The organism is Bacillus sp. SIMBA_074 (assembly GCF_046534555.1).
Taxonomy (GTDB): domain Bacteria; phylum Bacillota; class Bacilli; order Bacillales; family Bacillaceae_G; genus Bacillus_A; species Bacillus_A mycoides.
In genome coordinates this window covers 102,355-126,580 of record NZ_JAWRYM010000004.1, presented here as the reverse complement: position 1 = coordinate 126,580, position 24,226 = coordinate 102,355, and the positions used below count along the sequence as shown (strand labels likewise).

Genomic DNA, 24,226 nt, shown 5'->3' with positions numbered 1-24,226 from the left:
TTTCGCTAAAATGTAGCCTAAAAAACAATGCTATCTCCATTAAAATCACAATATAATCCTGAGAACATACCTTTTAACATGATTCATTGTAATTAACTTAACTTTTTATTTGCTAAGAAACTTTGCAACAGAACCTAGTAAAGTCTCAAAAAACAACTTATTATCAATCAATATTTAGTAAAAATATATTAATTATTTAGAATTCCTTTAATTTTCATTATTCTTTGTTTAAGGTTATCCTTTATATTTATAATGTGTTTATTTGAATTTATCATATTGAGGCAGAGTTTCACATGACTATAAGCAATTCGAAAAATGGAAAAAACAAGGTATCCATTCGATTAATTATACTTTTTTTTTGCGTCTTTTATCTATTTATGTTAATTACTATGCAGCTAAGAAAAGTACATTTTATTGATGGATATACATATAAGAATGTAGTTAAAAAACGAGAGAATGCGACAATTAATATTACAGTTCTGTACGGGAAAACTTGGGTAAATTCAAAGGCATTAATACGACAATTGATTGGGATCGTAATTACGGAAATGGTAACATATGAAAACGATGGAGAGAGGAAATAAAATGAATTTAGTGAACTTACGTCCTAAACAGCGGTCTAAGTATCGCATTCTACTAGGGACATGGTATTACTCTACAAAGAGGTACATTCAGTGGTTAGCAGATGGAAAAACATATGCAAAAACGTTTCAACAAGAAAAGTTACCCTATACAGCGATTCAGCACCGAACGATACTACTTCGTAAGCTCAAAGATGTAGATATGTGGTATCAACAGAATAAAGTTGTTAATTTGAAGATTGCTATTAAACAACTAAATGGTATCGTCATTAGACCGGGAGAAACATTCTCTTACTGGCGTTTAATAGGTAAGCCTACGAGGAGAAAAGGGTATGTAGAGGGCATGATACTACACTATGGATCTTTTCAAGCAGGCATTGGAGGAGGGCTTTGTCAGCTTTCAAATTTAATATATTGGATGACCTTACATACACCATTGACAGTAACAGAGCGATATCGTCATAGTTTTGATGTCTTTCCTGATTCCAAGCGGACCCAACCATTTGGAAGTGGAGCGACTTGTTCTTATAATTATTTGGATTTACAAATCAAAAATGAAACGGACCAATCGTATCAACTTCACCTTTATATTACAGATAAGCATTTAGTCGGTGAGTGGAGAATTGCCCATCCGCAGCTTTATCAATATGAAGTATATGAAAAAGAACACTCAATCCAATCTGTATACTGGGGTGGTTATATACGACATAATGTTATTCAACGTAAAGTATATACTCAACAGAAACAGTTTATAGAAGACCAATATGTAACGGAGAATCACGCTATAATGATGTACGAACCACTATTAGCTTATAATAATGAGGAGGGTGAGTGAAGGTAACATTGGTGTATCAAGTATTTTTGCCTAGTAACACACTACATGCCTCTCTTCATATAATTAATAGGCACAACTCTTTTTAGGTTCTAGTGTGAAAATAAAGGGATGTGATAATTAATTTTTTCTGTACATCATAAAAAATCAATTATACTTATCATTTCTTACAATCAAATCTGATAAGTATTTTGTAATTTAATAAAAATTTCGTATGAGAATGTATTTTTGCTCATGCATTTCAATTAATTTGAATCATGCTACATTGTAATTTACTGATTTATTTCTACTTTTAAAACTAAAGCGACATGCTACATAAATCTATTTTGATTTCTCGACATATAAATCGCTGCTATGCAGAATATAACAGGACCGCTACTGACTTTCTCCCTTTGTTTTATACCTCACATGTGGAAGGAAAAGGAAATTTTCTAGAGATATCATTTCTCGTTTTTATTGAAAATAAATTTTATATCTTCCTTTCCAATGAACTGGTTCCTAAACTAAACTGCCACGTTTCTAGAATAAGAAAAGAGCTGTCCATAAGTCAGTTTCACCAACTTATGGACAGCTCTCATAGTTTCACCTTATTCTATCGATGAATCCAAACTGCACCTGCAGACTTGTCTTCAGCTTGACCTACTACTTCAAACTTCAATCCTAGTTTCGGCAACTTACGTCCTGCATCTGGAATAGCGCTGTTGATGTACTGCTTAGAATCATCAAATTTTGCAACGCCTGGTAATCCTTTATAGTCAAAGATACCGCGAGTTGGCGAATCTACTCTCCATGCTGGCGTTTGATCAAATGAGAATGCCGCATCGGCAATTTGATAACGCGTACTGCTCTTCACAGTCGGTTGTCCGTTTAATGTACCTACAATTGCCTCTGGATGAGAATCTACTACTCCTAAGAATCCTTCACCTGGATGAACGCCTACCCAGTTATCTGTAAAGCTTTGATCCGCATACCATACAACCATTCCTGTATTAAACACTGGGCCACGCGCATGTTGCAACGCCGTGTCAGAACCAGCGTAATTTCTCCACTCTACATAGTAGTTATGTTTTTTCTGTTCCAATCCGTTAGATACAGTAAATCCTTTTAATGTCATTGCTGGCTGGCCTTCTGCATCATCTGAGAAAACAACTTTTCCATCTACAGTTAATGCTGCATTATCTAATGCAAATCCTTTATAAGCTACTGCAATATCTGTTAAATACTCAAATTGCAGTTTTACTTTTTTCCCTTTGAATTGGCTTAAATCGTATGATTTATCAACCCACTTACCATCAGTTGTATCCGCGCCGCCTTTTACATCTTTTTCGCCCATTCTATCAATGCGTGTCTTCGTTCCATCTTCTGCAATCGCATATACGTCAAGGAAATCATACTTCGCTTCCAGTTCGTAGAATGCCTTATAATCAAACTTAGCATCCTTGGCATTTGTTAAGTCAAATACTGGTGTCTCAAGTGTTGTATGAATATCATTTCCTTTTGTGCTGTAATAAAACTTCTTACCAAATGCTGACTCGATATTTTTAATATCTTTGTCTGGCAAGTTAACACGAACGATTCCTGGTCGTTTTGATTTTGTAACACTTTGATCTAAATATGTTGCAACACCGACTCCTGTGCGAAGTTTATCATAATCTACCTCAACGATATTCGCCCAGTTGCCATTCATATTCTTTTGGAAAAACTCTTTATTTTGTGGTGAGAAACTTGTTGGCTCTGTTCCTGCAATTTTTCCAGCCCAGCTGCCGCCACTCATAATAGACCATGACTCAACAGGTTCACCTTGTCCTGAGTACTTCGTATCGTATTCATCTGGTAATCCTAAATCATGACCATACTCATGCGCAAACACACCAACTGCTCCATCTTCAGGCTCGATTGTATAATCGTATGCAGCCATCTTTCCGCCCCAATTCGAAACAGAAGATTTTGTGCCATCAATCGCATATGGTTTTGATCCAAGTTTTGAACGATGAGACCAAATCGCATCATCTTTCAATTTACCCCCGCCAGCTTCTTGACCAACGCCAGCATGTACAACCATTAAATGATCAATAATGCCATCTGGCTCGTTTTTATTTCCATCACCATTTTGATCGTATTGATCAAATTGGTCATAATCAGCTAAGTTAATTCCTTTTGCTACCGCTGCTTTTAATGCTTCTTTCACAAGATCACGCGGCCCTAAAGGACCTTTGTTATCATGGCCAGTACCCGCATCCGCACCATAATCCGAAGCTTTCCCTGGAACAGTAAGCCATTCCGTTACAGTTCCATCAACTGTGTAGCTGCCGCCAGATTGTTCTTCATAATATTGTTTAAATGTATTAATCTTCGATCCATCAAATAACGTAAATGGTTCATTACCAAATAACATTTTTTGATAATGTTCACGATTGAAATCCTTAGAATACATGTATCCTGGCTCTTGATCAATATTGTTATGCTTAAAATCGCTAAATTCTACAAGTAAAACAAGTACTTTATCTTTTCGAACAGCACCGTTGTACTCTTCTTGCTTCGCTGGTGCAGTAGGTACTTTTCCATTTAATTTACTAGAATTCAATCCTGCACCTTGTCCAGCTACTGGCCCTGCTGTTGGCTGCTGCGCCTGTTCATTTTCCTTCATTTTTGCATCTTTTACTTTTTTCATAAAATCAGAAGCTTCTTGCGTAAGACTATCTCCTGTCAAGATTTCTTTACCAGGGTTTTCCCCTTTCTTTTTCTCAACATATTTCTCGACAGCCTTTGACGTCTCAGCTTGTGATGCAGATTGATCAATTACGCCCCGTTGTTTTAGCGCTTCTGCCAAACGCTCCTCCGGTATTAAATGCTCATCTATTGGTAGAGATGATGGCGAATCAGCATACGCCGCATGACTTCCAAAAGCAAAACTACTACTTAGTACTGCCGCTGTTGCTAAAACTGATAATGGTTTTAACTTCTTATTCTTTTTCAATGCATTTCCTCCCCAGTGTCTGCGAATTATCGTTTTTTTTGCCGATAGAAACATAATATTCTCTTTATAGAGAATATTCAATCTTTTTCAACAAATAAAATGTTGAGAAATATTTTTTGTGCAGGGTGGGATACGTAGGATAAAAAAAATACAAAACTTCTACTAGTTTATGTTTTGTACATAACCATAAAGTGGGATCACTCGTTCTTTTGTTTTGATGCGATGGAGTAGCGCTAGAAAAGGAAATAACAAACAGTCCAAGTTTCTCATTGCAACTTGGACTGTTTGTTATTTGAATGAATACTTTCCATATGGATTCTTATAAAATTTCGAATCAGTTTATGTAGATTCACTTTACAAAAAGGCTGTTATTTATTTCAAGTACAATAGTCATATTCGCTCGATTCACTTATTTTTTGCAATAAGTAAATGATCACCACCTAAGGAATCCGATTGAATTCTTTTTCTATTTATATTCTAATTACCTTTTGAATTATCAGAAAATTATTGAAAAAGTTTTTTTCTTTCAATATATCACTCTATCATACTTAATTTCTTGCTAGTATATACATACCAATATACAAATAAATATAGTAGAAAGCGGGGAGAATTATGGTAAGTCACCTAAAAACAAAAGATATGATCACACAACTTTTAAATAATTGGTATCAAGAGATACGTGCCCAGCACCTAAAAGAAGCAACACACTTAAAAGACGAAATTGATAAATACATAAATAGCATTAATGAAGATTCAAATTTACTATTCCATTACTCACTTCTTACTTTTCGCTTTAAAGTTCTGCTTGATCATTTAAGCATTACACCAACAAGCTTCCAGACAATTGATTCACTGAATATACCAAAAAATGAATCGTTGTCTTATTATTATCACTTTTTCAAAGGGATTCACGCCACACTAATTTCAAACAACAATGAAGCCTGGGAATACTACGAAAAAGCCGAAACGCTATTACAACATGTTCATGACGATCTTGAAATAGGCGAGTTTAGCTATCGTTTTGCTAACTTCTATCTTCATACCTATCAACCTCTATTAGCAATTCAACATGTGACTAAAGCTAAAGAGATTTTCTCCAAACATAATGGTTATGAAAATAATGTTGCCGCTTGTGAGAACTTATACGGTTTAGCATGTATTGATGTAAAACAATTCCCTGTAGCAGAAGAAAAATTTAATTCTGCAATAGATATTTTACGTAAAAATAATGAGGATTCCCTAATATTAAGAGTCCGCAATAATTTAGGTTTTTTATATAGTAACCAAAACTTATCCACTTTAGCAATTCGACACTTATCAGAAGTAACAACTAAAACTCCGGAGCATTTTAAAGCCCTTTTCCTTCAAGCTAGAGAACATTTCAAACTCGGTGAAGTTAATCAATCGGCCGAGTTGATCGAACGAGGGTTGGCGATTTGTGAGCAATTAGACAATAAAGAATACCTATATCATTTCAAAATTTTAGATTGTATGAATAAAGGTGTTCCAGCTGCTATTCTCGAAGAATTATCTTGGGAAGCTATCTCATTTTTTGATAAGCAACAACTATTTAATTACACACAAGAATACACTGAAAAATTAGCAATCAAGTTTTACGAAGAAAACGACACTGTAAAAGCTAGTAAATACTTTTATATTAGTCATCAAGCTAAAGAAAAAACTTTCGAAAAAGGAGCGTTAAAATAATGAAAAAACTTTTTGGAACGATTTTAGGCTTAGCACTTTCAGCTGCTTTATCTATAGGGTTAGCATTCCCTTCACAATCAGATTCTAAAGAACAGGTTAATTCGACTAAATCTAGTACAATTATGTACATGCAATCCAGCCACGGTGACTCCTGGTAATATAAAGAGATTCTATATCATGAATTACGAAAAGGGCACTCCCTCAATGGAGCGCCCTTTCTTAAACATCATATAGCAGACTATTTATTAACTTCAGCTCATTTAACCTTGAACTCCGCACTGAAATCATTTGCTTCTAAGCCACATTAATATACCATTTCACTAAATTTAAAAACCGCTCCACCTTAAGGTAGAGCGGTTCTTCTAATTTCTATCTCAAACTACCCGAAATCTCCGTAAAGATAACCCCAACCTGCATCAGGGTATTCTAAACTTTTCCCACCAACTACAGCTCCTCTAACGAACGATCTTTCACCGATAAAATGTGCTATCTCTTCTTTTTTCTTATATTTGCACCAGAACCTTATTTTTTAATCAACATTATTTAACTGACTCTACTTGTTTCTCTAATTCTATTCCAAGGAATTTAGCAAGCTCAAGCATACCAAATTGATTCGCTACAGACTCTGCGTCAGAATTATAGTTTGTATTTGTATTAATATCATACGTATAAATTGTTCCATCCGCACTACGAATAAATTCAATACCAGCAACGGTAATTTTATTTTCTTTCAAAAACTCTTTGTACTGTTCAATAATTGGCTCTTGGAAGTCCGATATAATTTCAAATTTTGTTGACGACTCTTTCTTACTCTCTTCTCCTACTGGGCAAAAAGCATCTTGAATCGAGCATGCATCTGCCGGGCAAAGCTCAAATCCTTCTGATGTATCTACTTTAACTGCATATACAAACTGACCGCCTACAAACTCACAACGTGTAATATATGGTTCTGGCGCTTCAATATACTGCTGGATTAAAGTAATTCCATCAATAGGTTCTTCAAACGTCGGACCATCCAAATATTGCTCTAAAGCATCAATGGAATGAAAAAGTTGAACACCAAGGCCTTTACCTGCACGGTTATGCTTTGTAATAAACGGTACCTCCCCTAACTCCCTTGCTGCTTTTACTATATGATCACGGCCAACAGCACCAATTGTTTTCGGCACTTGTATCCCAAATTTTCTTAATGCTACATATTGATTCAATTTACTTACTTCAAGATGCAATGCTCGAGATCCATTAAATACTGTTCGCCCGTATCCCTCTAACCAAGCAAGAACTCCTTCAGTCAACTCAGGTGCATATCGATGCCCTCTCGTATGTGAAGAAGCACTCATGCGGCTATAAAAAACACCTTGGGGAGGTTCTTGTTCTAATGAAAGTGTTCCCTCATTTAAAAGCCATTCCTCATACGATAACTCCAGCTCTTCCAGCCTTTTCACCAAATGATCCGTCCATTCCTTATTTTCATGTAATATGTAAATTTTACTCATTTGTAATCAATTCCTTTCTTTTTGCTTCAACTAATGGCATCACTTTTTCAGAAAATCGTTTCATCTCTTCAAGCTGTGGCGAAAATTGTAAAAGTAATAACGTAACACCCACTTTTTCAAAAGCAAGTATCCTTTCTGCAATTTGTTCTGGTGTTCCGATTAAATTAGGACGTAACCCGCGATTAGATACGGAATAATCATTGAGCTTCACTTGCTGTTCCAAATGCGATTTACTAATAAAGTCTTGGTAACCCGCGTAACCTAAAGCATCGTCTTTCACATCCGTTATGCGTCTCCATTCTTCTAATGCCTCTTCTTCTGTATCACGACAAATGACGTAAGCCGCGAGCCCGAATGAATGCAATGGCTCCTCTGTGACTTTTTTTCTACGATTCTTCATATCTTCTATTTTCACAAATACTTCTTCCACTGTTCCGCCATGCATTACATATGCATCCGCGTGATTTACAATTACTTCTTTTCCTCGCTCACTCTCACCACCTGCATAGATCTTAATGCCTTGTTTCTGCACAGGTTTTGGACTTAAATGTGTATTATGAAGCTCATAAAAGTTCCCTTTATAAGAAAACTCTTCTTCTTTCCAAAGCTCTTTTAAAACTGTTACAAATTCCTCTGTGCGATCATACCGTTCATCATGTGCGGTAAATACCCCGCCGTACTGCCTCGCTTCTTCTTCCCACCATGCTGAAACTACATTCAATGTAAAACGACCATTACTTAATTGATCTATATTTGCTGCCATTTTCGCTGTAACTGCTGGATTGTGAAAACCAGGTCTTACAGCTGTCATAATCTCTAATCTATCCGTTACCGCAGCAAGTGCTGCCGCAGTTGTCCATGCTTCCAAACTTGGTGCTGAAACACCTTTTATATCATTTAAGTTTAATTCCGCAATAAGTGTTGTTGAAAAACCTAATTGTTCTGCCGCTTGCGCTGTTTGTTTTGCATACTCAAACGTAGGTGGCATAGATTCATCATCTACATTTCGAAGCCATCCCCCAAAAATCGGTAACCAAAAACCATACTCCACTACATATTCCCCCTTTATCTTTTAGCCATAAAAAAAGCTACTCTTATCGAAATAAGAGTAGCCTTCTTGACTAAGTGAACCGCTCTTATCTTTCAGGTGTTTTTTTCACCTGCAGGATTTGGCACCTTTCGTCTAAAACGAGGTTGCCGAAGTTTCATAGGGCCCGTCCCTCCACTTCTCAACATAAGAATTGTTTGTTTTTCATTTATTATAATCATCAGAATAATAAAACTCAATACTTTAATACTTATTTTTCCGATAAACATTAAATGATATATGAAACATCATATTATTATAGAGATTTATAGGGTGTTGTTTTACTTGCGGATATATAAAGGGGTATGTTGTATCATGTCGAAAACATCATTTATAACTAAGTTACTTTACTTCTATCTTAAAAACACAGCAAAATAAATACCAATCAAATGAGGTGTTAATAGCATGAAAAATAAACGATGCGAGAATTGTGGTTCTACTACATTTAAAGAAGGCAGAGTTGGATCTGCTTATCATGCATATGTTTGTGAGGATGAATCTAGTAGATTCTTTTCAGGAGGGAAGCGTTCCAAACTATTAACCACATTTTGTTTAGAGTGCGGTGAGGTGCAATCATTTAGAGTGGAGAAGCCGGAACTATTTAAAGAATAAAATAGTACTAATTACATATTATGCAGATGTTTATTAATGATACAGTAGGAATGATAACAACGGACGATTTCACTACAACTAGAGTAAATACACCAATCATATTAATAAAAAAACAATGATGGTAGCATTCAAGCATTTCGCCTACCTTTAGAATTGGAATATTGGGTACTTTCATCTATAGGTGCTGCTTCACTAGGAAAAATCCGTTCCTCTGTAAAGTTGTTTCCGGAATAATAAACACTAAATTTCATGTTAAATACAAATAAACAAGGAACCTATTAGTTGGTTCCTTGTTTATTTAGCTAAAGCAGACTTCTTTGGAGAACCCAAATAAAAGTTAAATCAACTCCTATTTAACATTTCCCTTCAGATATATGACAGTAAAGAATACATCATCACGGTGTCAGCAAGCAAAAGTGTATTCTGCATTTCTGAAAACAGTAGATGGCAGATTGTGACCTGCTGAATCTGCTAAGAAAGAATATACAAGAACATCCTTAACATCATCTTTATTTCCACTAACGATGACATCAAGAAAATCTTCTATTTCGAATTCTGGCGTAAACAACACAATCTTAGTTGTTCTGTTTGGTTCTAAAGAAACAAACGTACGAGAGATTTCAACTAATTCATTTTGAGTTGGGAAAAAAGTGTTTCGACTTCTCTTAACAGTTACCGTTACATTACTAGTATGGCAGCGTGAATCATTGTTTAACATAATGTTGAGAGCAGTTGGAATAATCCCATTTTCAGAAACTGGAACTCGAAACACTCCAGTAGATTTATGAGCCATATAATCACATCCTTTCAAAATAAAATATATTTACAATATATTAGATGCAAGAAACGTTCATTTTGATATGGACAAATTATATGATTAATATATCTATAATAACCCTTGGTATTACTAAGACAATGATTTAAAAGATTAAAAAATATCGTGAGAACCAATCGAATGTATATTAAAAGGAAAAAGAATAAGGTGTCTAAAAGATTTCCTATTTTGAGCCAATAATGAGACATTATGTTAATCTTAATAGAATCGCTTTATAATATGTATAGTTGCACAAAATTGAGAAACTTAAGGAGACAGATCAATTTTATGAGAAAATCATTCATATTACTTACTTTAATTCTAGTATTAGTCAGTGTTACGGCTGCTTGCACACAAGATAAAAAAGATAGTGCCGTTGAAAATGGTCCAATAGAAGAACCAACCGCAAAAAATGAAAATGAAGAATTAATAAATTTTGAAGAAAAAGAAGATATGAGCCGCTTGGAACAAGGTATTTTATTAGTTGGTGAGAGTGTTAAGGGAGGCTATTACTTGGCCACCGTTCAAAGTGCATATTTAAATGCTAACAACGATTCCGTCGTTGTTAATGTCTCTGTAAAAAATGTACGAGGTCAAACGATTGGACTATCAGAATTAAAATATAACTTAAAAGATGAAAAAGACGGAAAGGCATATGAAGGAAAGGTGCTTGATCAAAACCTTTCTGATATACAAGTTAAACCAAATGAAACGGTAGAATTAAAAATAGCTTTTGAAGTAACAAGTACCGCAGATGAATATATGTTTTATATTGAAAGCTCTTTAGATCCTCTAGGAGCACACTGGAAAATTGATAAGCTGCAATCACAAAAAAACTAAGTCTCAAATAAGCAAAAAGCAATGAAAAATTTGATATAGATACAAATGAAGAATATATAAAAGTCCCTCCGCCTTAAGGCAGAGGGACTTTCTAATTCCTATTTCAAACTACCCGAAATCTCCGTAAAGATAACCCCAAGCGCATGCGCACCTGCATCTGGATAGCCTAAGCTTCTTTCACCAACTGTACCAGCGCGGCCCATACGAGCTACGATTTCTTTCGTATACTCTGCTCCTCTTTTATTTCTGAGAGGTGATAGTTTTTGTTATAGGAGGAATTAAAAACATTAGCTTGATGGGCATGGGGTGATTGCTTTTCTTAGGTTGATAGCGATGTGGCGGTACCCCATTATAAAAAATAATAAATATGTCTAATACTTTATTCGTTTTTTTTCATATTATAGTATTAAGAATTTCATAAGGGGGTGGAAAAAGAATGGACGAGCATGTACAACCTCAACTTTCGCCGCCATGGATCACATATTTTAATGAACTCAGAAATTCAATAGGAGCTGATCCAACTGTAACAGTAGGTCCGCTAATACCGACTGATGGAAATTTTATTATTTTAGTACAAACTGCGGATGTTGAAAAAGCGATTGCGTTAGCTACACTTCTTAAACCTACAGTACAATTTGGTAATGTAAATGTAACTATTGTTGTTAGTGTTAGTGGAGGTGGAATTGTAAATCCAATTCCTTGTCCTTTAGACGCTTTTGAAATTGCACATTTGTTTCAAGTAGCGTTAGAAAACAACTTGTATTTTGAGCGAGTTGTTGTACAACCACGTTTACCAGGTGGAGAAAATGTTATTTTTCCAGTTTTTTCTGCAAAAGTAATTCAGTTTTTTAATGATGATATTTCCAACCTATGTCAAACTTTCACAGAAGTCGCTGCAAAAGTTTTTCGTGATGTAATGAATGATACTATATGTGTTATACCAATTTTATTTTCGACAAGTTGTACTACAAGTACTGAAATTAGTGAAAACGCAGTTCAAAATAAAGATACAGATCCAAAGTTGTTTTATTAATTAAGAAAGACATTTTCTTAAAAGAAAATGTCTTTCTCGTTTCCTTTTATCGTTCTAAATCTATATTTTTATTTCTCATTTTCCTTTTTTAAACTACAAAATCACCATAATGAAATACCATGGAGGGATCTGCAACAAAAAGGCCAGGATTCATAGGATTAGAAAAACCAGATCCACCAATTCCACGTAACGGGCGTTCCCCTACTACATAATCGCCTGCAGATTTAACATGAAGGATTCCATTTACAACAGAACTAATATCAAATTCTAACCGAGTACAACTCATTTGAGGTATAACAGTTAGACCAAGACCTTCAAGGAATGGGTGTTCAACCTCAGTGATTATAAACGGGAGTGTGATACCCTCCGTTGAGAGTCCAAGTGCATTACAATATTCAATCACAACATCAGCCTCTAGTGGTTTGTTTGTAGCATTCTTGATAATAATTACAAGTCGATTATTCGGTTGTCCAACGGCAGCATTAAGAGGAACGAGAAACGGTCACGTAGTAATCGTATACTTTTTATGATGACATTTTGAGCTGTCGCTTGAACTGCTACTTGACCTATAACTTGACATAAAATCATCTCCTATCAAAATACAATACTTTCTGTATATCTTATTAAAATAAACAAATGTATAGGCAGTTGTATAAAGAATTCCCCTAGTATTTTGGATGTGGGTGCTAAATGCCACGAACTTAACGTAACTAAATATAGAAAAAGCGGACTGCTTAGATGTTTAAGTATTAAACTAGTTATGTATAACAATCATATGAACAAAAAACAAGAAAACCCTTGTCAGTTACAGAATTGTTTAGTTCAGATGTTTAGACGGATCGTGATTTGAACAGTGCGACAAAAAGACTGGTTATCAGCTGAAGAAGTAACTAAAGATTAGTTCTTCCTAAAATACAATTAAACAACCTGAATTCCATGCTTATGTGAACTCACGTTGCTTCTTTTAAAATTCATATCTTTATAGAAAGAGTACCTAGAGAAGTTATATAATATCATTCAACTATAAAAAAAACCCTCCACCACAAGGTAGAGGGGATCTTCTAATTCCTATTTCAAACTACCCGCAATCTCCGTAAAGATAACCCCAAGCGCATGTGCACCTGCATCTGGATAGCCTAAGCTTCTTTCACCAACTGTACCAGCGCGGCCCATACGAGCTACGATTTCTTTCGTATACTCTGCTCCTTTAACCGCTGCTTCTGCTCCTTTTTCAAAGGCAGTTTTCACGTCTACTTCGTTTGAAGCGCTAGCTAACCAAGAATCTACACATGGAGCAAGTGCATCAACAAGTGTTTTATCACCAACTACCGCTCCTCTACCGAACGATCTTTCACCGATAGATTGTATGCCTTGAAGTGCCGCTTGCAATATTTCAGCGAACTCTTTGGCTGTTAACTCACGTTTTTCGCCTGCTGCTTTACTAGCTGCGCGGAATGCACCGCCCCAAATTGGACCAGAAGCGCCGCCGCAATGTTCCATAATAATCATTGAACAACCGTCAAGGAATGATCCGATCGTTACATTCTCTTGATCTACAATAGAATGCCACTCACGCTTTAATTGCTTAAATCCTTTTGCAACACTCATTCCGAAGTCTCCGTCACCTGCATGTGTATCTAACTCACAGAACGGTACTTCATTTTTAATAATAATGTCACTCATTTTATCAACGAGATAAATCATGTTATTTAATGTAATGACATTATCTTTAATAACAGCGTGCTCTTCCGCTGTTTCTATTTCAAAGGAAACTTCCTTCTCTTCTACATCTTCAAGCACATTCACGTACTCTACACTTTCAACTGGTCCATCTACTTTAAACGCTGGTGTATTACACTCTTTCGATAACAACGTTTTTAACTCGTCATCTAACTTCATCACTGTTAAAGACATACCTGCCATATCAATACTCGTCATATAGTTACCGACGAATACTCTATTAATCTTAATATTTCTAGCAGCTAATTCTCTCGTAACTGCATTATTAAATAGATATAGTTCTTGCAGTGGTGTTCCGCCAAAACCATTTACTAGAAGCGCGATTTCCTCACCATCTTTTACTCCTAAATCTTTTATTAAATCATTTGTCATACGGTTAGCTAATTCATCTGCTGACATCGTTTTTTCACGTTTAATACCTGGTTCACCGTGAATACCTACGCCGTATTCCATTTCATCTTCCGCAAGTGTAAAAGTAGGTGATCCGCTCGCTGGAACTGTACAAGAAGTTAATGCTAAACCGATTGTACGCACGTTAGCCGCTGCTTTTTCCGCTACAGCTTTCACCGCTCCTAAATCCATTCCTGCTTCCGCTGCTGCGCCGGCAATTTTATGAACGAGAATAACGCCCGCAACGCCGCGGCGTCCTACTGTATATAGACTATCCTCTACCGCAATATCATCGTCCACTTTTACGTAGTCAACTTCAATTCCATCTTCCGTCGCTAAATGCGCACCGTTTTTGAAATTCATAATATCGCCGCTATAATTTTTAATAATTAACAACGTACCTTTTTTACTAGCTGTCTCTTTAATCGCTTGGTATACCTGAATTTGTGAAGGCGAAGCAAACACATCTCCGCATACTGCCGCATCTAACATTCCTTTTCCGACTAGACCTGCATGTGCTGGCTCGTGACCACTACCGCCGCCACTAATTAACGTTACTTTATTTTCATTCATTTCTTTCTTCTTAATGACTTTATATTTTTTCAAAAGCTCCAGCTCTGGATGAGCCATAACCATTCCGTTGCACATTTCCATTACTAATGTTTCTGGTTTATTTATAATCTTTTTCATTGTGCTTCTCCCTCAATTCCTTTAATATATTGTGATATATTTGAAATCTTCTTCTTACTACTCATGTTAAAATGAAAGCGTTTTATAGTAAACGGACAAAATGGACAATCTGTCTAAAGACACCGCTCTCATTTGTAGGTAGGATTTTCATATTACTAACATTCTAGGGATGATTCAGATGACCTCTTCTATAATTTCTAAAAAGATAATCGCGAATTCATTGAAGTATTTAATGGAAACAGAGTCGTTTCATAAAATATCAGTGAGCGATATCATGTTACACTGTCAAATGCGTAGGCAAACTTTTTATTATCATTTTAAAGATAAATTTGAACTATTAAGCTGGATTTATAGAGAAGAAACGAAAGAAAACATTATCGACTTTCTCGACTATGAAACATGGGAAAATATTTTTGATTTATTATTTGATTACTTTTACGAAAATCAAAAATTTTACCGAAATGCTTTTAAAGTCATTGAACAAAACTCGTTTAATCACTATTTATTTGAGCATACGAAAAACTTATATATGAAAATTATTGATGAACTATCTGTGAGCTGTGGATTCAGCCTTTCTGATGAGACAAAAAATACGATTGCCTCCTTTTATAGTCACGGCTTCGTTGGAACGATAAAAGATTGGATTGAAAGCAAATGCGAAGTAGATCCGTCCATTATGTCTTCTCTCATGAAAAATATGATAAACAATCAATTACTACTATTACTGGAGCAATCAGCAAAGTAATTAAAGGGTGGCAAAAGCAATGAAAAAGATTATGAATGATGTAGAAAATATTGTTCAAGATATGATGCATGGCTTTTATTTTGAACATAACGACAAAGTAAATTACGACGAAACAAATAACATCATTTATGTAAAAGATATCGCAGAAATGGAACAAAACGTTGTCATTATAAGCGGCGGTGGTAGCGGACACGAACCAGCTGATATTGGCTATGTAGGAAACGGAATGCTTACGGCGGCAGTAAACGGCAGTATCTTCACTCCGCCTACAGTGGAACAAATTGTGGCGGCAACTCGCTTAATGCCAAAAGATAAAAGTATTTTATTCATCATTAAAAACTTTAAAGATGACGTAGAAAACTTTCTAGCTGCAGAGCAAATCGCCAAAGAAGAAGGAAGACAAATTGACCACATCATCGTAAATGACGACGTTTCAATTGAAGATGATGCTTCGTTTAATAAAAGAAGACGCGGCGTCGCTGGTACTGTTTTCATTCAAAAAATAGTAGGCGCGGCCGCTCTTGAAGGCCATTCTTTAGAAGAACTAACAACACTCGGCCATTCTGTCATCCAAAACTTACACACATTAGGAGTCGCCCTTTCACCTGCAAATGATCCAGTACAAGGAAAAGCTTCCTTCACATTAAACGACGATGAAGTCTTTTACGGCGTTGGTATCCATGGCGAAAAAGGTTACCGCAAAGAAGCACTATCCTCTTCTGAAATATTAGCGATCGAACTTATGAACAAACTAAAAAGCATTTATCGCTGGAGAAAAGGTGACAACTTCGCCATCCTCATTAACGGACTCGGTGCGACACCATTAATGGAACAATACATTTTCGCAAACGATATTCGCCGTTTATGTGAGCTGGAAGGCTTACATGTGAAGTTCGTAAAGGTTGGTACCCTTCTCACTTCTTTAGATATGAAAGGTGTTTCGCTCAGTTTGCTTAAAATAGAAGATTCGGATTGGGTGAAGTGGTTGAAGGCGGATGTTAGAGCGAGTGGTTGGTAACAATAAACTAAACATTATGATGATTGAACGTTTAGTAATCAAAAGTACTGACTTATATGAAGAATGTATAAATCTTAGGTATCTGTAAATAAATAGAAGCATACATACTATTTGCAAGTTATCCACCAGTTTCGAAATGCGGTTATCCAGTCGGAGAAAGGCACCTTAATGTGTCTTTTTTTTATTTTCAAAAGGACCTGCTCAATTATTGCGTAAAAAACATAAAGTAAATTGAATCCGTTAAAATACATGAGTGACCCCTTGTTTTCCCCTCTTATTAAAGGAGGAACTATTATGGGATTTGGTGGTAGTTGTGGCGGCTGTGGATTTTCTGGCGGCTTTGCTTTATTAGTAGTATTGTTTATTTTATTAATCATAGTTGGAGCTTCTTGCTTCTGCTAAACAAACTATCGGAAAAGACACTCTTATATGGGTGTCTTTTCTTTGTAATAAAAAACTCTCCATAAAGGAAAGTTTTTAGGTTTATACATTCAAGTCATCCAAATTAGTTATTTATACAGCACCTTATCACTTTCGGTCTTTAGTGTGACATACAAATAATCCTTCCCCTACACAAAGTTGCTCAACTAACTTTAATTCCTTAGATCCAAAACTTATATAATTAAAACACTCATCATCATTAAATTCATTTTCTTACATCAATAGTTAGCTCATCTGTAATCTGCTCAAGATGGAAAAATCTTTTTATATAATGGATATCTGACCATTTTTCTTCCCCACTAATAATAAATAATTCTTGCGCATCATACATAAATGAAAAGCTTGGATAGAAACTGTCAGCCTTTATTTCAATCTCACAAGTACTATTACTGATAATCTTACAGTCTGCTGAATAGCTTAATAACGTATAGAGAGAATCTTGTGCTGATTGGAAGAAATACTTCATAAGTGTAGTTATATCAGCACTATTAGTAATTAACACGTTAAAAAAGTTCGTATCCCTTTTCTTATTAGTAAAAACCAGCTCAAAATGGAATTTACTCTCTTCTAAAAACCCTTCAATAAAGTCCCTACACAAATAAGTTTCAAATACCATATACATAGGAAGTTTGTTAATTGCACCTATAAATCCTTTAATGATTTTTTCAAATCCTTTATGTTGATTCCAATTCGTTCCCACACCCATCATAATACGGTGATTTAAATAGATAGGATAAGGTGATAATCCTTCATCATTTAACATATACACTCGCTTTCCATCTATATGAAGAGCAGGTTGAGACTCTTTTAGTAAGTATTGAGATAATTGAACACTTAACACATTTACACCTACCTATCATTTAATACATAAACTGTTTCTATTAAGTTAGAAAAGGAGGATGCGCCATTCACATTTTACCGTGTTTGAGCTTGGAGAACTAGAATCATTTTATCATACAAGGACATAATCACCTCACTGAAGGATTACAGGTCTTCCAAATAAAGCTGGATAATAAATTAACATCGCACCTACAAATGAACACACTAAACAAAAAATAGCCTCGTATTTTATGACTAGAGAAGAATTGTTATCAAGCTTTTCTTCCTCTCTTTTAAATATCATTTTAAATAAAGCTCTATATAATAAATACCCAACAATCGCCCCGAGGGTGTTCGTAAATAAATCATCAATATCTGTAATTCTATTATTTAGTAATTGATTTAACTCAATTGCCAATGAAAAAAAGAATCCCGCACATACGGTGTTTTTCAGTTTTCTAAAATGCGGCCAAATAGTCGGTAATAAAAAACCTAACGGCATAAACAGTAAAATGTTCAAAAGATACGTAGTACTACCTGCAGTATCAAATAGAGTCAAGTTGATTTGACTTACACGAATCCACGTTTCATATCTACTTATATCCCATACAGTCGCGATTTGCGTCACCTTATACACTAGCGAAAGGTAGAACAGAAAAACATATACCCATAGAAAATGCCGAATAGATATAGTTCTTTTCGCTTTAAAATAAAATCCAATTTGAAACACAATACAAAAAATAATAGTAAAAAAATAAGTATACAAATAACTAATCCAAACTCCTGTATGCATGTAGAATCCCCTAACTTTACATTTTCATCTATGACTTTTTCGTTTTTAGTCTTCTTCTTGATGTAACTCATTTATAGGATAGGAAAAACTTTTAAAATAAAGAGCGGGGTAAACATTAAATTTTTCTTAAATCTTCACATGCAACTCTTGTAGTATTTTCATCAATACAGTATATATAATCATGTGAATCGTTTGTTCAGTTAAAGTCTGACTCAATCAGATATACTTATTCTGACCAGAGGAAAGCAGTAAGCATGAATGAAAAGGTACTTGATGAAATTAGATGCTTCTAATAAAATCGCGAAAGAAACGATTAATGAATTATATTAATTAAGGGATTGCCATATGGCAATCCCTTAATTTTTTTCATACAACACAAAAGCTATCAAAATAGCTACTTTCCTCGCTTTTAAAAACGCCGATTGATGTGCGCTGATTAAAGTTTCACTTTATTCCTTCCCATCTCTCATACTGTAATACCCTAAATTAATAATAATCAAGAAATACCCACCCATAATTCCAGCAGCAAATGTCCACATGAATTCATGGTGTTCAATTTCATACATAATAATCGCGCCGAGTATTGCAGCTGCAAACCGATTCATCATTCCAAGCATCGGTGCTTTTTCTTTTTTTACAATGCTATCTCCAAACTTTTCAATACGCCTTCCTAAAATCCAGGCGCAGTACATACTCACTAAAAGGCCAATGCTTATCCCTACAAACTGGGCTGAAAAAGGTGTCAGCAACCACCCTAATAACATCACGCCTAGCAAACAATATATTTGTATGTTAAATGATCTTAATGCCATACGAATCATGTTATGCTCCTTATCTTTCTCGATATATTTCCGTATCATCAATCCCATCTTTCGGACTTCAAACTTTCCGATATATCTTTTTTAAAATGGGGGAATTTGATTTTGCTCACCATTAAATAAGCAAGTACGCATGTGCCAAACGCCACGGAAACTGGATTATTCATGAGGCATAAAATGAGGAGGCACATTGCCGCGAATGGAATTGGCATGCCTATAAATGTCGGGAGTTTGCTTTGCTGCGTGTTAAATCTCGCAAGCCGCAGCATTCCACAAACACTGTAAGCAAGCGCACATATCATCCCGATAGACTGCAAATCTTTTAACACGATACTATATGCAAGAATAGAAGGTGCCACACCAAAGGTAACTAAATCCGCAAATGAATCTAGCTCTCCACCCATTTCCGAAACAGAATCAAGTTTCCGAGCGACCATGCCATCAAAAAAATCAAATAACATACCTGTAATAATAAAAACTGCCCCCAAATACATATCGTGAACGAGGACAGCGTAAATAGCCAAAAGCCCACATACAAAATTTGCTATCGTAATCATATTTGGTATGTAACTCATAACAGGCTTCTCCTCCTTTCTACTAATTGCTTCATCAAGGTTCTTACTCATTACAATCAAGATCCTTCTGTTTTTCTTCCAATATCACTTTATTTATTTTCGTTAGCGTATCGGTCATTTGCTCTAAAGCATTTATGTCGATTTTAGAAAAGTATTTCTCAATTAATACATCATCTAACTCAGACAACCGCTCTATATACTTACTACCGTTTGGACCAAGTGTAAGGAAATACTCCCGTTTATTATTAGGGTTTACTTGTTTCGAAATCATCTTCTGTTTTTCCAATTTCGATAAAACTTGGCTCACAGCACTTTTCGATATATTAAAAGTAGTCGCAATGTGATTTGCTGTCGTATTTTCATTTAAATTAATATGAAATAGCATGCTCTCTTGCTGTCCTGTAAGGCCGTACTCATCTTTCAACTCCTGAAATAGTAAAATGTAGAATTCATTATAGGCTCGGTTCATTTCATTAATTACTTCTTTATATGATCTAGTCATAGTATTCTTCCTCCAGTTATGCTGTTATTTCGTTTCGTTAAATAGTTAAGTTTACTTAACTTAACTATATTATACTGTTATGTTCGTGTAAAGGAAAATATAGCTCCATACTTTATTCACAATGAAAAAAAGAAGACATCTTAATTGATGTCTTCTTTTTTTACTTAAGATTTCAAACTCTCACCATTCGTCTCAATTACTTCTTTATACCAATTGAAACTGTTCTTCTTCGATCTTTTTAATGAGCCTTTTCCTTCATTATCTTTATCAACGTATATATATCCGTAGCGTTTTTTCATTTCTCCAGTAGAGGCACTTACAAGGTCAATTGGGCCCCAGCTTGTATATCCGATAATATCTACTCCATCTTGGATTGCTTCGGACATTTCAATCATATGCTTTTGCAAATAATCAATACGGTATTCATCATTCACTTCGTCTTCACCATTTAATTGATCGATTGCACCGAGACCATTTTCAACAACAAATAAAGGTTTTTGGTAACGATCGTAAAGTTGGTTCGCTGTAATACGGAAGCCTTTCGGATCAATCGTCCATCCCCACTCTGATTTTTCCAGATATGGATTTTCAACAGAACCGAATACATTCCCGCTCGTTATGCTTTTTAATACTTCCGAATCTGTACTTGTTGCTCGGCTTGAATAGTAGCTAAATCCGATATAATCAACTGTATTATCTCTCAAGATTGACTCATCGTCTTTTTCCATTTCAATCGTCAAATTGTTGTCTTTAAAGAAACGTTTCGCATACCCAGGATATGCTCCTCTTGCTTGCACATCAATGAAGAAGAATGATTCACGGTCTTGTTCCATCGCGCGTAAAACATCATCCGGATTGCATGTATATGGATACGTTGCACCAGCAGCAAGCATACAACCGATTTTTGCATCTGGAATAATTTCATGACACGCTTTCACAGCTAACGCACTTGCGACAAGCTGGTGATGCGCTGCTTGATACTGAATTTGTTTTTTATTCTCACCTTCTTTAAATGCTAACCCTGCACCCATGAAAGATAAATGTAAAAGCATATTAATTTCATTAAATGTCATCCAATATTTCACTTTATCTTTATATCTATTAAAAATCGTTTTTGCATACGTCTCAAAGAAATTGACAAGCTTTCTACTTCTCCAGCTTCCGTACTTTTCAACTAAATGAACAGGAACATCAAAATGAGCCATCGTAACTACCGGTTCAATGCCATGCTTCAACAGTTCATCAAATAAATTATCATAAAACTGTAACCCTGCTTCATTCGCCTTTTCATCATCACCATTTGGGAAAATACGTGTCCAAGCAATAGATACGCGTAACGCTTTAAATCCCATTTCTGCAAAAAGAGCAATATCCTCTTTATAACTATGGTAAAAATCAATTGCTTCGTGTGATGGATAAAACTCCCCTTCTACCGGTGTAAAGGAATGAATATTCCCCTTCATAATATCCCAACGCTTTTCACCAGTTGGCAATAGATCAACTATCGTCAATCCTTTTCCATCTTCTAAATATGCTCCTTCAGCTTGATTGGCAGCAATCGCGCCGCCCCATAAAAATCCTTTAGGAAAAATAACTTTAGACATATAGAAAAACTCCTTTATATAAGAATTAACGAGGAAAGGCATTACAATTTTTAAAGAATACCTTTCTTCGTTTGAACCTGTATGAAATGTAACTACTATTTAACTGCTAACTCTAGTAATGAATCTCCTGCTTGAATCTTTTCTACTTCCGTTTTTTTAATGCTATATTTATCATAATTTGTAACAACAACTGGTGTTGTCACAATATAACCCGCCTTTTGAATTTCAAATATATTAAACTCAATAAGTAATTGCCCTTTTTCTACTCTCGCTCCTTGTTCAATATGAGAAGAGAAAAATTCGCCATTTAGTTTCACAGTATCCATCCCAATATGGATTAAAATTTCAGCGCCTGAATCCGCCGTAATTCCTACTGCATGATTCGTCGGGAAAAGCGCAGAAATCGTACCTGATACTGGTGAAAACAACTTTCCTTCTGAAGGCTCAATCGCAACTCCTTCACCTAACGCACCTGATGCAAATGCAGCATCATCAATATGTTCGAGAGGCTTAACTACACCATGAAAAGGACTAAAGATTACTTCATCATCGTTTGATGCAGCAATTTTATTAATTGTTTCAACTGTTTCTGTAGAAGCTTTCTTTTTAGTAAAACCAAATAAGTAAGTAAGAACAAAACCTAATATTAAGGAGACAACCATCGCAATAATTGCGCCCCAAAATCCAGCCGTGATGCCTTCTTTCGGACTAATAAATGTTGGAATCGCAAATATCCCAAGACCACCTGTCATATAAGCTTGCGTACCGAATACGCCAAGTATTCCGCCGCCAATTCCTCCCGCAATACAGCTCATAATAAACGGCTTTTTAAGAGGAAGTGTAATACCATAAATCGCTGGTTCTGTAACCCCGAAAATACCCGAAATAAAAGCTGGAATACTAAGTGTTTTTAATTTCTGGTCTTTCGTTTTCATCCAAACTCCAAGAACAGCCCCAATTTGAGCAAATGAAGTAGCGAATATGAGCGCTAATATAGGATCAATACCGTGCACTGCTAAATTATTATAGCCAATCGGGACAATTCCCCAATGAAGTCCGAAAATAACGAGCACTTGCCAGAAAGCACCAAGTACTATCCCTGCTACTAATGGACTTAAATTATAAACCCAAAGTGTAGCCTGTCCTAAAAATTGACCTGCCCACGTCGCAATCGGGCCAATCACAAGAAATGTAACTGGTACAACGATAAGTAATGTGAAAAATGGTACTACAAATGTTTTAACAACATCTGGAATTACTTTCTTTAAATTTCTTTCTACTTTCGATCCAAAATAAGTAGCGAGAATAATTGGAATAACTGATGACGCATAATTCATTAAAATAACTGGTATTCCTAAAAACGTAATATGAATTGGTGATTCAAACATCGTTCCCGCAAATAGCGTATATAATGGCTCGCTTGCTTTTAAACCTGATAAAGCCGGATAAACTAAAGCTCCCCCAATTGCCATACCAATGAATGGTGATCCTCCAAATTTCTTACTTGCTGTATATCCTAGGAAGATTGGGAAGAAATAAAATAACGAATCCCCAACCGCGTTTAATATTTGATACGTCCCTGACTGAGTACTTAACCAACCTAACGCTACAAATAGTGCATTAAATCCTTTAATCATCCCTGTTGCAGCTAACACCCCTAAAATAGGAGTAAAAATGCTAGAAAGAATATCTATAAGACTACTCTTTTTCTTCTCACTCGTAGCTTCCTCTTCTGTTTCTTGAAATCCTCCGGCAACAATAACCGCTTTATACACGTCGGATACATGGTTACCAATAACAACTTGATACTGTCCACCGCTTTTCATAACAGTCACAATATCTTCCATACTTTTCAGTATTTCCGTATTTGCTTTCCCCTCATCCTTTAATTGAAATCTTAAGCGAGTCACACAGTGAACAACACTATGTACATTTTCTTTTCCACCTACGTTTTTCAAAATATCCTTTGCTAATTTTTCATATTTCATAATAGGTTCCCCTCCTTATAATCATCCCATTTATCATTTATAAAAGAAAAAACCTAAACTAACTCTAATGACGTGATACATACGAATCACTCCATTAAAAGTCAATTTAGGTTTTGCCTGCCAG

The 24,226-nt window shown here is 35.5% G+C and carries 23 protein-coding genes, 2 pseudogenes and 1 riboswitch; of the genes and pseudogenes, 11 read left to right on the top strand and 14 right to left on the bottom strand.

All coding sequences use genetic code 11. The features are described 5' to 3' along the window. Nucleotides 1–377: 377 nt before the first annotated feature. Complete coding sequence (locus SB773_RS07295) at nucleotides 378–584, top strand: hypothetical protein (protein ID WP_254904995.1); 207 nt, start codon at nucleotides 378–380, stop codon at nucleotides 582–584. Between the two features lies 1 nt (nucleotide 585). Then, on the top strand, nucleotides 586–1,416 hold the full coding sequence (locus SB773_RS07290; RefSeq protein WP_410589234.1) for a VanW family protein: 831 nt from the start codon (nucleotides 586–588) through the stop codon (nucleotides 1,414–1,416). 589 nt (nucleotides 1,417–2,005) lie between these two features. Here the strand turns inward: SB773_RS07290 and SB773_RS07285 are convergent. Then, on the bottom strand, nucleotides 2,006–4,390 hold the full coding sequence (locus SB773_RS07285; protein WP_410589232.1) for an immune inhibitor A domain-containing protein: 2,385 nt from the start codon (nucleotides 4,388–4,390) through the stop codon (nucleotides 2,006–2,008). A gap of 612 nt (nucleotides 4,391–5,002) precedes the next feature. Between SB773_RS07285 and SB773_RS07280 the strand changes: the two genes are divergently transcribed. Together SB773_RS07280 and SB773_RS07275 are read left to right on the top strand one after the other, a co-directional pair. Next, nucleotides 5,003–6,097: a response regulator aspartate phosphatase gene (locus SB773_RS07280; RefSeq protein ID WP_410589230.1), complete on the top strand. Its 1,095-nt coding sequence runs from the start codon at nucleotides 5,003–5,005 to the stop codon at nucleotides 6,095–6,097. Then, the gene (locus SB773_RS07275; RefSeq protein WP_002087237.1) at nucleotides 6,097–6,255 is read left to right on the top strand and encodes a hypothetical protein; all 159 of its coding nucleotides are present in this window, start codon (nucleotides 6,097–6,099) and stop codon (nucleotides 6,253–6,255) included. The genes SB773_RS07280 and SB773_RS07275 overlap by 1 nt, the downstream gene beginning before the upstream one ends. Before the next feature lie 381 nt (nucleotides 6,256–6,636). Here SB773_RS07275 and SB773_RS07270 read toward each other — a convergent pair whose 3' ends face one another. Continuing rightward, nucleotides 6,637–7,593 (bottom strand): ATP-grasp domain-containing protein, encoded by a 957-nt coding sequence (locus SB773_RS07270; RefSeq protein ID WP_410589228.1) that lies wholly within the window; start codon nucleotides 7,591–7,593, stop codon nucleotides 6,637–6,639. Further along, complete coding sequence (locus SB773_RS07265; protein ID WP_088031156.1) at nucleotides 7,586–8,644, bottom strand: LLM class flavin-dependent oxidoreductase; 1,059 nt, start codon at nucleotides 8,642–8,644, stop codon at nucleotides 7,586–7,588. Before SB773_RS07265 ends, SB773_RS07270 begins: the two co-directional genes overlap by 8 nt. A gap of 82 nt (nucleotides 8,645–8,726) precedes the next feature. Further along, nucleotides 8,727–8,834: riboswitch (SAM riboswitch) on the bottom strand. Between the two features lie 251 nt (nucleotides 8,835–9,085). On the opposite strand from SB773_RS07265, the gene SB773_RS07260 reads away from it, so the two are divergent. Both SB773_RS07260 and SB773_RS07255 read left to right on the top strand, forming a co-directional pair. Next, entirely contained in the window at nucleotides 9,086–9,292 is a 207-nt protein-coding gene (locus tag SB773_RS07260) for a hypothetical protein (protein WP_088031155.1), read from the top strand. 35 nt (nucleotides 9,293–9,327) lie between these two features. After that, a pseudogene (locus SB773_RS07255) lies at nucleotides 9,328–9,558 on the top strand (hypothetical protein); the annotation flags it as partial. A 137-nt stretch (nucleotides 9,559–9,695) separates the two neighbouring features. Here SB773_RS07255 and SB773_RS07250 read toward each other — a convergent pair. After that, entirely contained in the window at nucleotides 9,696–10,085 is a 390-nt protein-coding gene (locus SB773_RS07250) for a hypothetical protein (RefSeq protein WP_289403218.1), read from the bottom strand. 309 nt (nucleotides 10,086–10,394) lie between these two features. On the opposite strand from SB773_RS07250, the gene SB773_RS07245 reads away from it, so the two are divergent. Beyond that, the gene (locus tag SB773_RS07245) at nucleotides 10,395–10,946 is read left to right on the top strand and encodes a DUF4352 domain-containing protein (protein ID WP_410589225.1); all 552 of its coding nucleotides are present in this window, start codon (nucleotides 10,395–10,397) and stop codon (nucleotides 10,944–10,946) included. 98 nt (nucleotides 10,947–11,044) lie between these two features. Here SB773_RS07245 and SB773_RS07240 read toward each other — a convergent pair. Then, nucleotides 11,045–11,185, bottom strand: a pseudogene (locus tag SB773_RS07240) (DAK2 domain-containing protein); the annotation flags it as partial. 197 nt (nucleotides 11,186–11,382) lie between these two features. Between SB773_RS07240 and SB773_RS07235 the strand changes: the two are divergent. Continuing rightward, nucleotides 11,383–11,979: a hypothetical protein gene (locus tag SB773_RS07235; RefSeq protein ID WP_410589223.1), complete on the top strand. Its 597-nt coding sequence runs from the start codon at nucleotides 11,383–11,385 to the stop codon at nucleotides 11,977–11,979. Between the two features lie 88 nt (nucleotides 11,980–12,067). On the opposite strand, the gene SB773_RS07230 is transcribed toward SB773_RS07235, so the two are convergent. Then, nucleotides 12,068–12,382 (bottom strand): hypothetical protein, encoded by a 315-nt coding sequence (locus tag SB773_RS07230; protein ID WP_410589221.1) that lies wholly within the window; start codon nucleotides 12,380–12,382, stop codon nucleotides 12,068–12,070. Between the two features lie 665 nt (nucleotides 12,383–13,047). After that, complete coding sequence (gene dhaK / locus SB773_RS07225; RefSeq protein WP_410589219.1) at nucleotides 13,048–14,799, bottom strand: dihydroxyacetone kinase subunit DhaK; 1,752 nt, start codon at nucleotides 14,797–14,799, stop codon at nucleotides 13,048–13,050. 178 nt (nucleotides 14,800–14,977) lie between these two features. Between dhaK and dhaS the strand changes: the two genes are divergently transcribed. The 3 genes from dhaS to SB773_RS07210 all read left to right on the top strand — a co-directional run bounded on the left by dhaS (nucleotide 14,978) and on the right by SB773_RS07210 (nucleotide 16,964). Then, complete coding sequence (gene dhaS, locus SB773_RS07220; RefSeq protein WP_000204220.1) at nucleotides 14,978–15,544, top strand: dihydroxyacetone kinase transcriptional activator DhaS; 567 nt, start codon at nucleotides 14,978–14,980, stop codon at nucleotides 15,542–15,544. 19 nt (nucleotides 15,545–15,563) lie between these two features. Then, nucleotides 15,564–16,562: a DhaKLM operon coactivator DhaQ gene (dhaQ, locus tag SB773_RS07215; RefSeq protein WP_410589217.1), complete on the top strand. Its 999-nt coding sequence runs from the start codon at nucleotides 15,564–15,566 to the stop codon at nucleotides 16,560–16,562. Nucleotides 16,563–16,856: 294 nt separating this feature from the next. Further along, nucleotides 16,857–16,964, top strand: a complete 108-nt coding sequence (locus SB773_RS07210; protein ID WP_000505673.1) for a YjcZ family sporulation protein — start codon at nucleotides 16,857–16,859, stop codon at nucleotides 16,962–16,964. A 244-nt stretch (nucleotides 16,965–17,208) separates the two neighbouring features. On the opposite strand, the gene SB773_RS07205 is transcribed toward SB773_RS07210, so the two are convergent. The 7 genes from SB773_RS07205 to SB773_RS07175 all read right to left on the bottom strand — a co-directional run bounded on the left by SB773_RS07205 (nucleotide 17,209) and on the right by SB773_RS07175 (nucleotide 24,102). Continuing rightward, nucleotides 17,209–17,844 carry a hypothetical protein gene (locus tag SB773_RS07205; RefSeq protein WP_410589215.1) on the bottom strand — a complete coding sequence of 212 codons (636 nt, stop codon included), beginning with the start codon at nucleotides 17,842–17,844 and terminating at the stop codon, nucleotides 17,209–17,211. Between the two features lie 132 nt (nucleotides 17,845–17,976). Then, nucleotides 17,977–18,615, bottom strand: a complete 639-nt coding sequence (locus SB773_RS07200; protein WP_410589213.1) for a VanZ family protein — start codon at nucleotides 18,613–18,615, stop codon at nucleotides 17,977–17,979. A gap of 449 nt (nucleotides 18,616–19,064) precedes the next feature. Continuing rightward, complete coding sequence (locus SB773_RS07195; RefSeq protein ID WP_033708849.1) at nucleotides 19,065–19,436, bottom strand: ATP synthase subunit I; 372 nt, start codon at nucleotides 19,434–19,436, stop codon at nucleotides 19,065–19,067. A gap of 38 nt (nucleotides 19,437–19,474) precedes the next feature. Continuing rightward, entirely contained in the window at nucleotides 19,475–20,059 is a 585-nt protein-coding gene (gene pssA / locus SB773_RS07190; RefSeq protein WP_060750942.1) for a CDP-diacylglycerol--serine O-phosphatidyltransferase, read from the bottom strand. Further along, on the bottom strand, nucleotides 20,052–20,510 hold the full coding sequence (locus SB773_RS07185) for a MarR family winged helix-turn-helix transcriptional regulator (RefSeq protein ID WP_060750941.1): 459 nt from the start codon (nucleotides 20,508–20,510) through the stop codon (nucleotides 20,052–20,054). The genes pssA and SB773_RS07185 overlap by 8 nt, the downstream gene beginning before the upstream one ends. Nucleotides 20,511–20,674: 164 nt before the next feature. Next, entirely contained in the window at nucleotides 20,675–22,114 is a 1,440-nt protein-coding gene (locus tag SB773_RS07180; RefSeq protein ID WP_410589210.1) for a 6-phospho-beta-glucosidase, read from the bottom strand. A gap of 95 nt (nucleotides 22,115–22,209) precedes the next feature. Continuing rightward, nucleotides 22,210–24,102 (bottom strand): beta-glucoside-specific PTS transporter subunit IIABC, encoded by a 1,893-nt coding sequence (locus SB773_RS07175; protein WP_088031146.1) that lies wholly within the window; start codon nucleotides 24,100–24,102, stop codon nucleotides 22,210–22,212. Between the last annotated feature and the right edge of the window lie 124 nt (nucleotides 24,103–24,226).

Coding starts and splice junctions, on each gene's coding strand:
- SB773_RS07275 (WP_002087237.1), top strand. CDS start 6,097: ATGAAAAAACTTTTTGGAACGATTTTAGGCTTAGCACTTTCAGCTGCT.
- SB773_RS07295 (WP_254904995.1), top strand. CDS start 378: ATGTTAATTACTATGCAGCTAAGAAAAGTACATTTTATTGATGGATAT.
- SB773_RS07270 (WP_410589228.1), bottom strand. CDS start 7,593: ATGAGTAAAATTTACATATTACATGAAAATAAGGAATGGACGGATCAT.
- dhaQ (WP_410589217.1), top strand. CDS start 15,564: ATGAAAAAGATTATGAATGATGTAGAAAATATTGTTCAAGATATGATG.
- SB773_RS07290 (WP_410589234.1), top strand. CDS start 586: ATGAATTTAGTGAACTTACGTCCTAAACAGCGGTCTAAGTATCGCATT.
- dhaK (WP_410589219.1), bottom strand. CDS start 14,799: ATGAAAAAGATTATAAATAAACCAGAAACATTAGTAATGGAAATGTGC.
- SB773_RS07180 (WP_410589210.1), bottom strand. CDS start 22,114: ATGTCTAAAGTTATTTTTCCTAAAGGATTTTTATGGGGCGGCGCGATT.
- SB773_RS07210 (WP_000505673.1), top strand. CDS start 16,857: ATGGGATTTGGTGGTAGTTGTGGCGGCTGTGGATTTTCTGGCGGCTTT.
- SB773_RS07260 (WP_088031155.1), top strand. CDS start 9,086: ATGAAAAATAAACGATGCGAGAATTGTGGTTCTACTACATTTAAAGAA.
- SB773_RS07175 (WP_088031146.1), bottom strand. CDS start 24,102: ATGAAATATGAAAAATTAGCAAAGGATATTTTGAAAAACGTAGGTGGA.
- SB773_RS07185 (WP_060750941.1), bottom strand. CDS start 20,510: ATGACTAGATCATATAAAGAAGTAATTAATGAAATGAACCGAGCCTAT.
- SB773_RS07280 (WP_410589230.1), top strand. CDS start 5,003: ATGGTAAGTCACCTAAAAACAAAAGATATGATCACACAACTTTTAAAT.
- SB773_RS07200 (WP_410589213.1), bottom strand. CDS start 18,615: ATGCATACAGGAGTTTGGATTAGTTATTTGTATACTTATTTTTTTACT.
- dhaS (WP_000204220.1), top strand. CDS start 14,978: ATGACCTCTTCTATAATTTCTAAAAAGATAATCGCGAATTCATTGAAG.
- pssA (WP_060750942.1), bottom strand. CDS start 20,059: ATGAGTAAGAACCTTGATGAAGCAATTAGTAGAAAGGAGGAGAAGCCT.
- SB773_RS07250 (WP_289403218.1), bottom strand. CDS start 10,085: ATGGCTCATAAATCTACTGGAGTGTTTCGAGTTCCAGTTTCTGAAAAT.
- SB773_RS07245 (WP_410589225.1), top strand. CDS start 10,395: ATGAGAAAATCATTCATATTACTTACTTTAATTCTAGTATTAGTCAGT.
- SB773_RS07235 (WP_410589223.1), top strand. CDS start 11,383: ATGGACGAGCATGTACAACCTCAACTTTCGCCGCCATGGATCACATAT.
- SB773_RS07195 (WP_033708849.1), bottom strand. CDS start 19,436: ATGATTCGTATGGCATTAAGATCATTTAACATACAAATATATTGTTTG.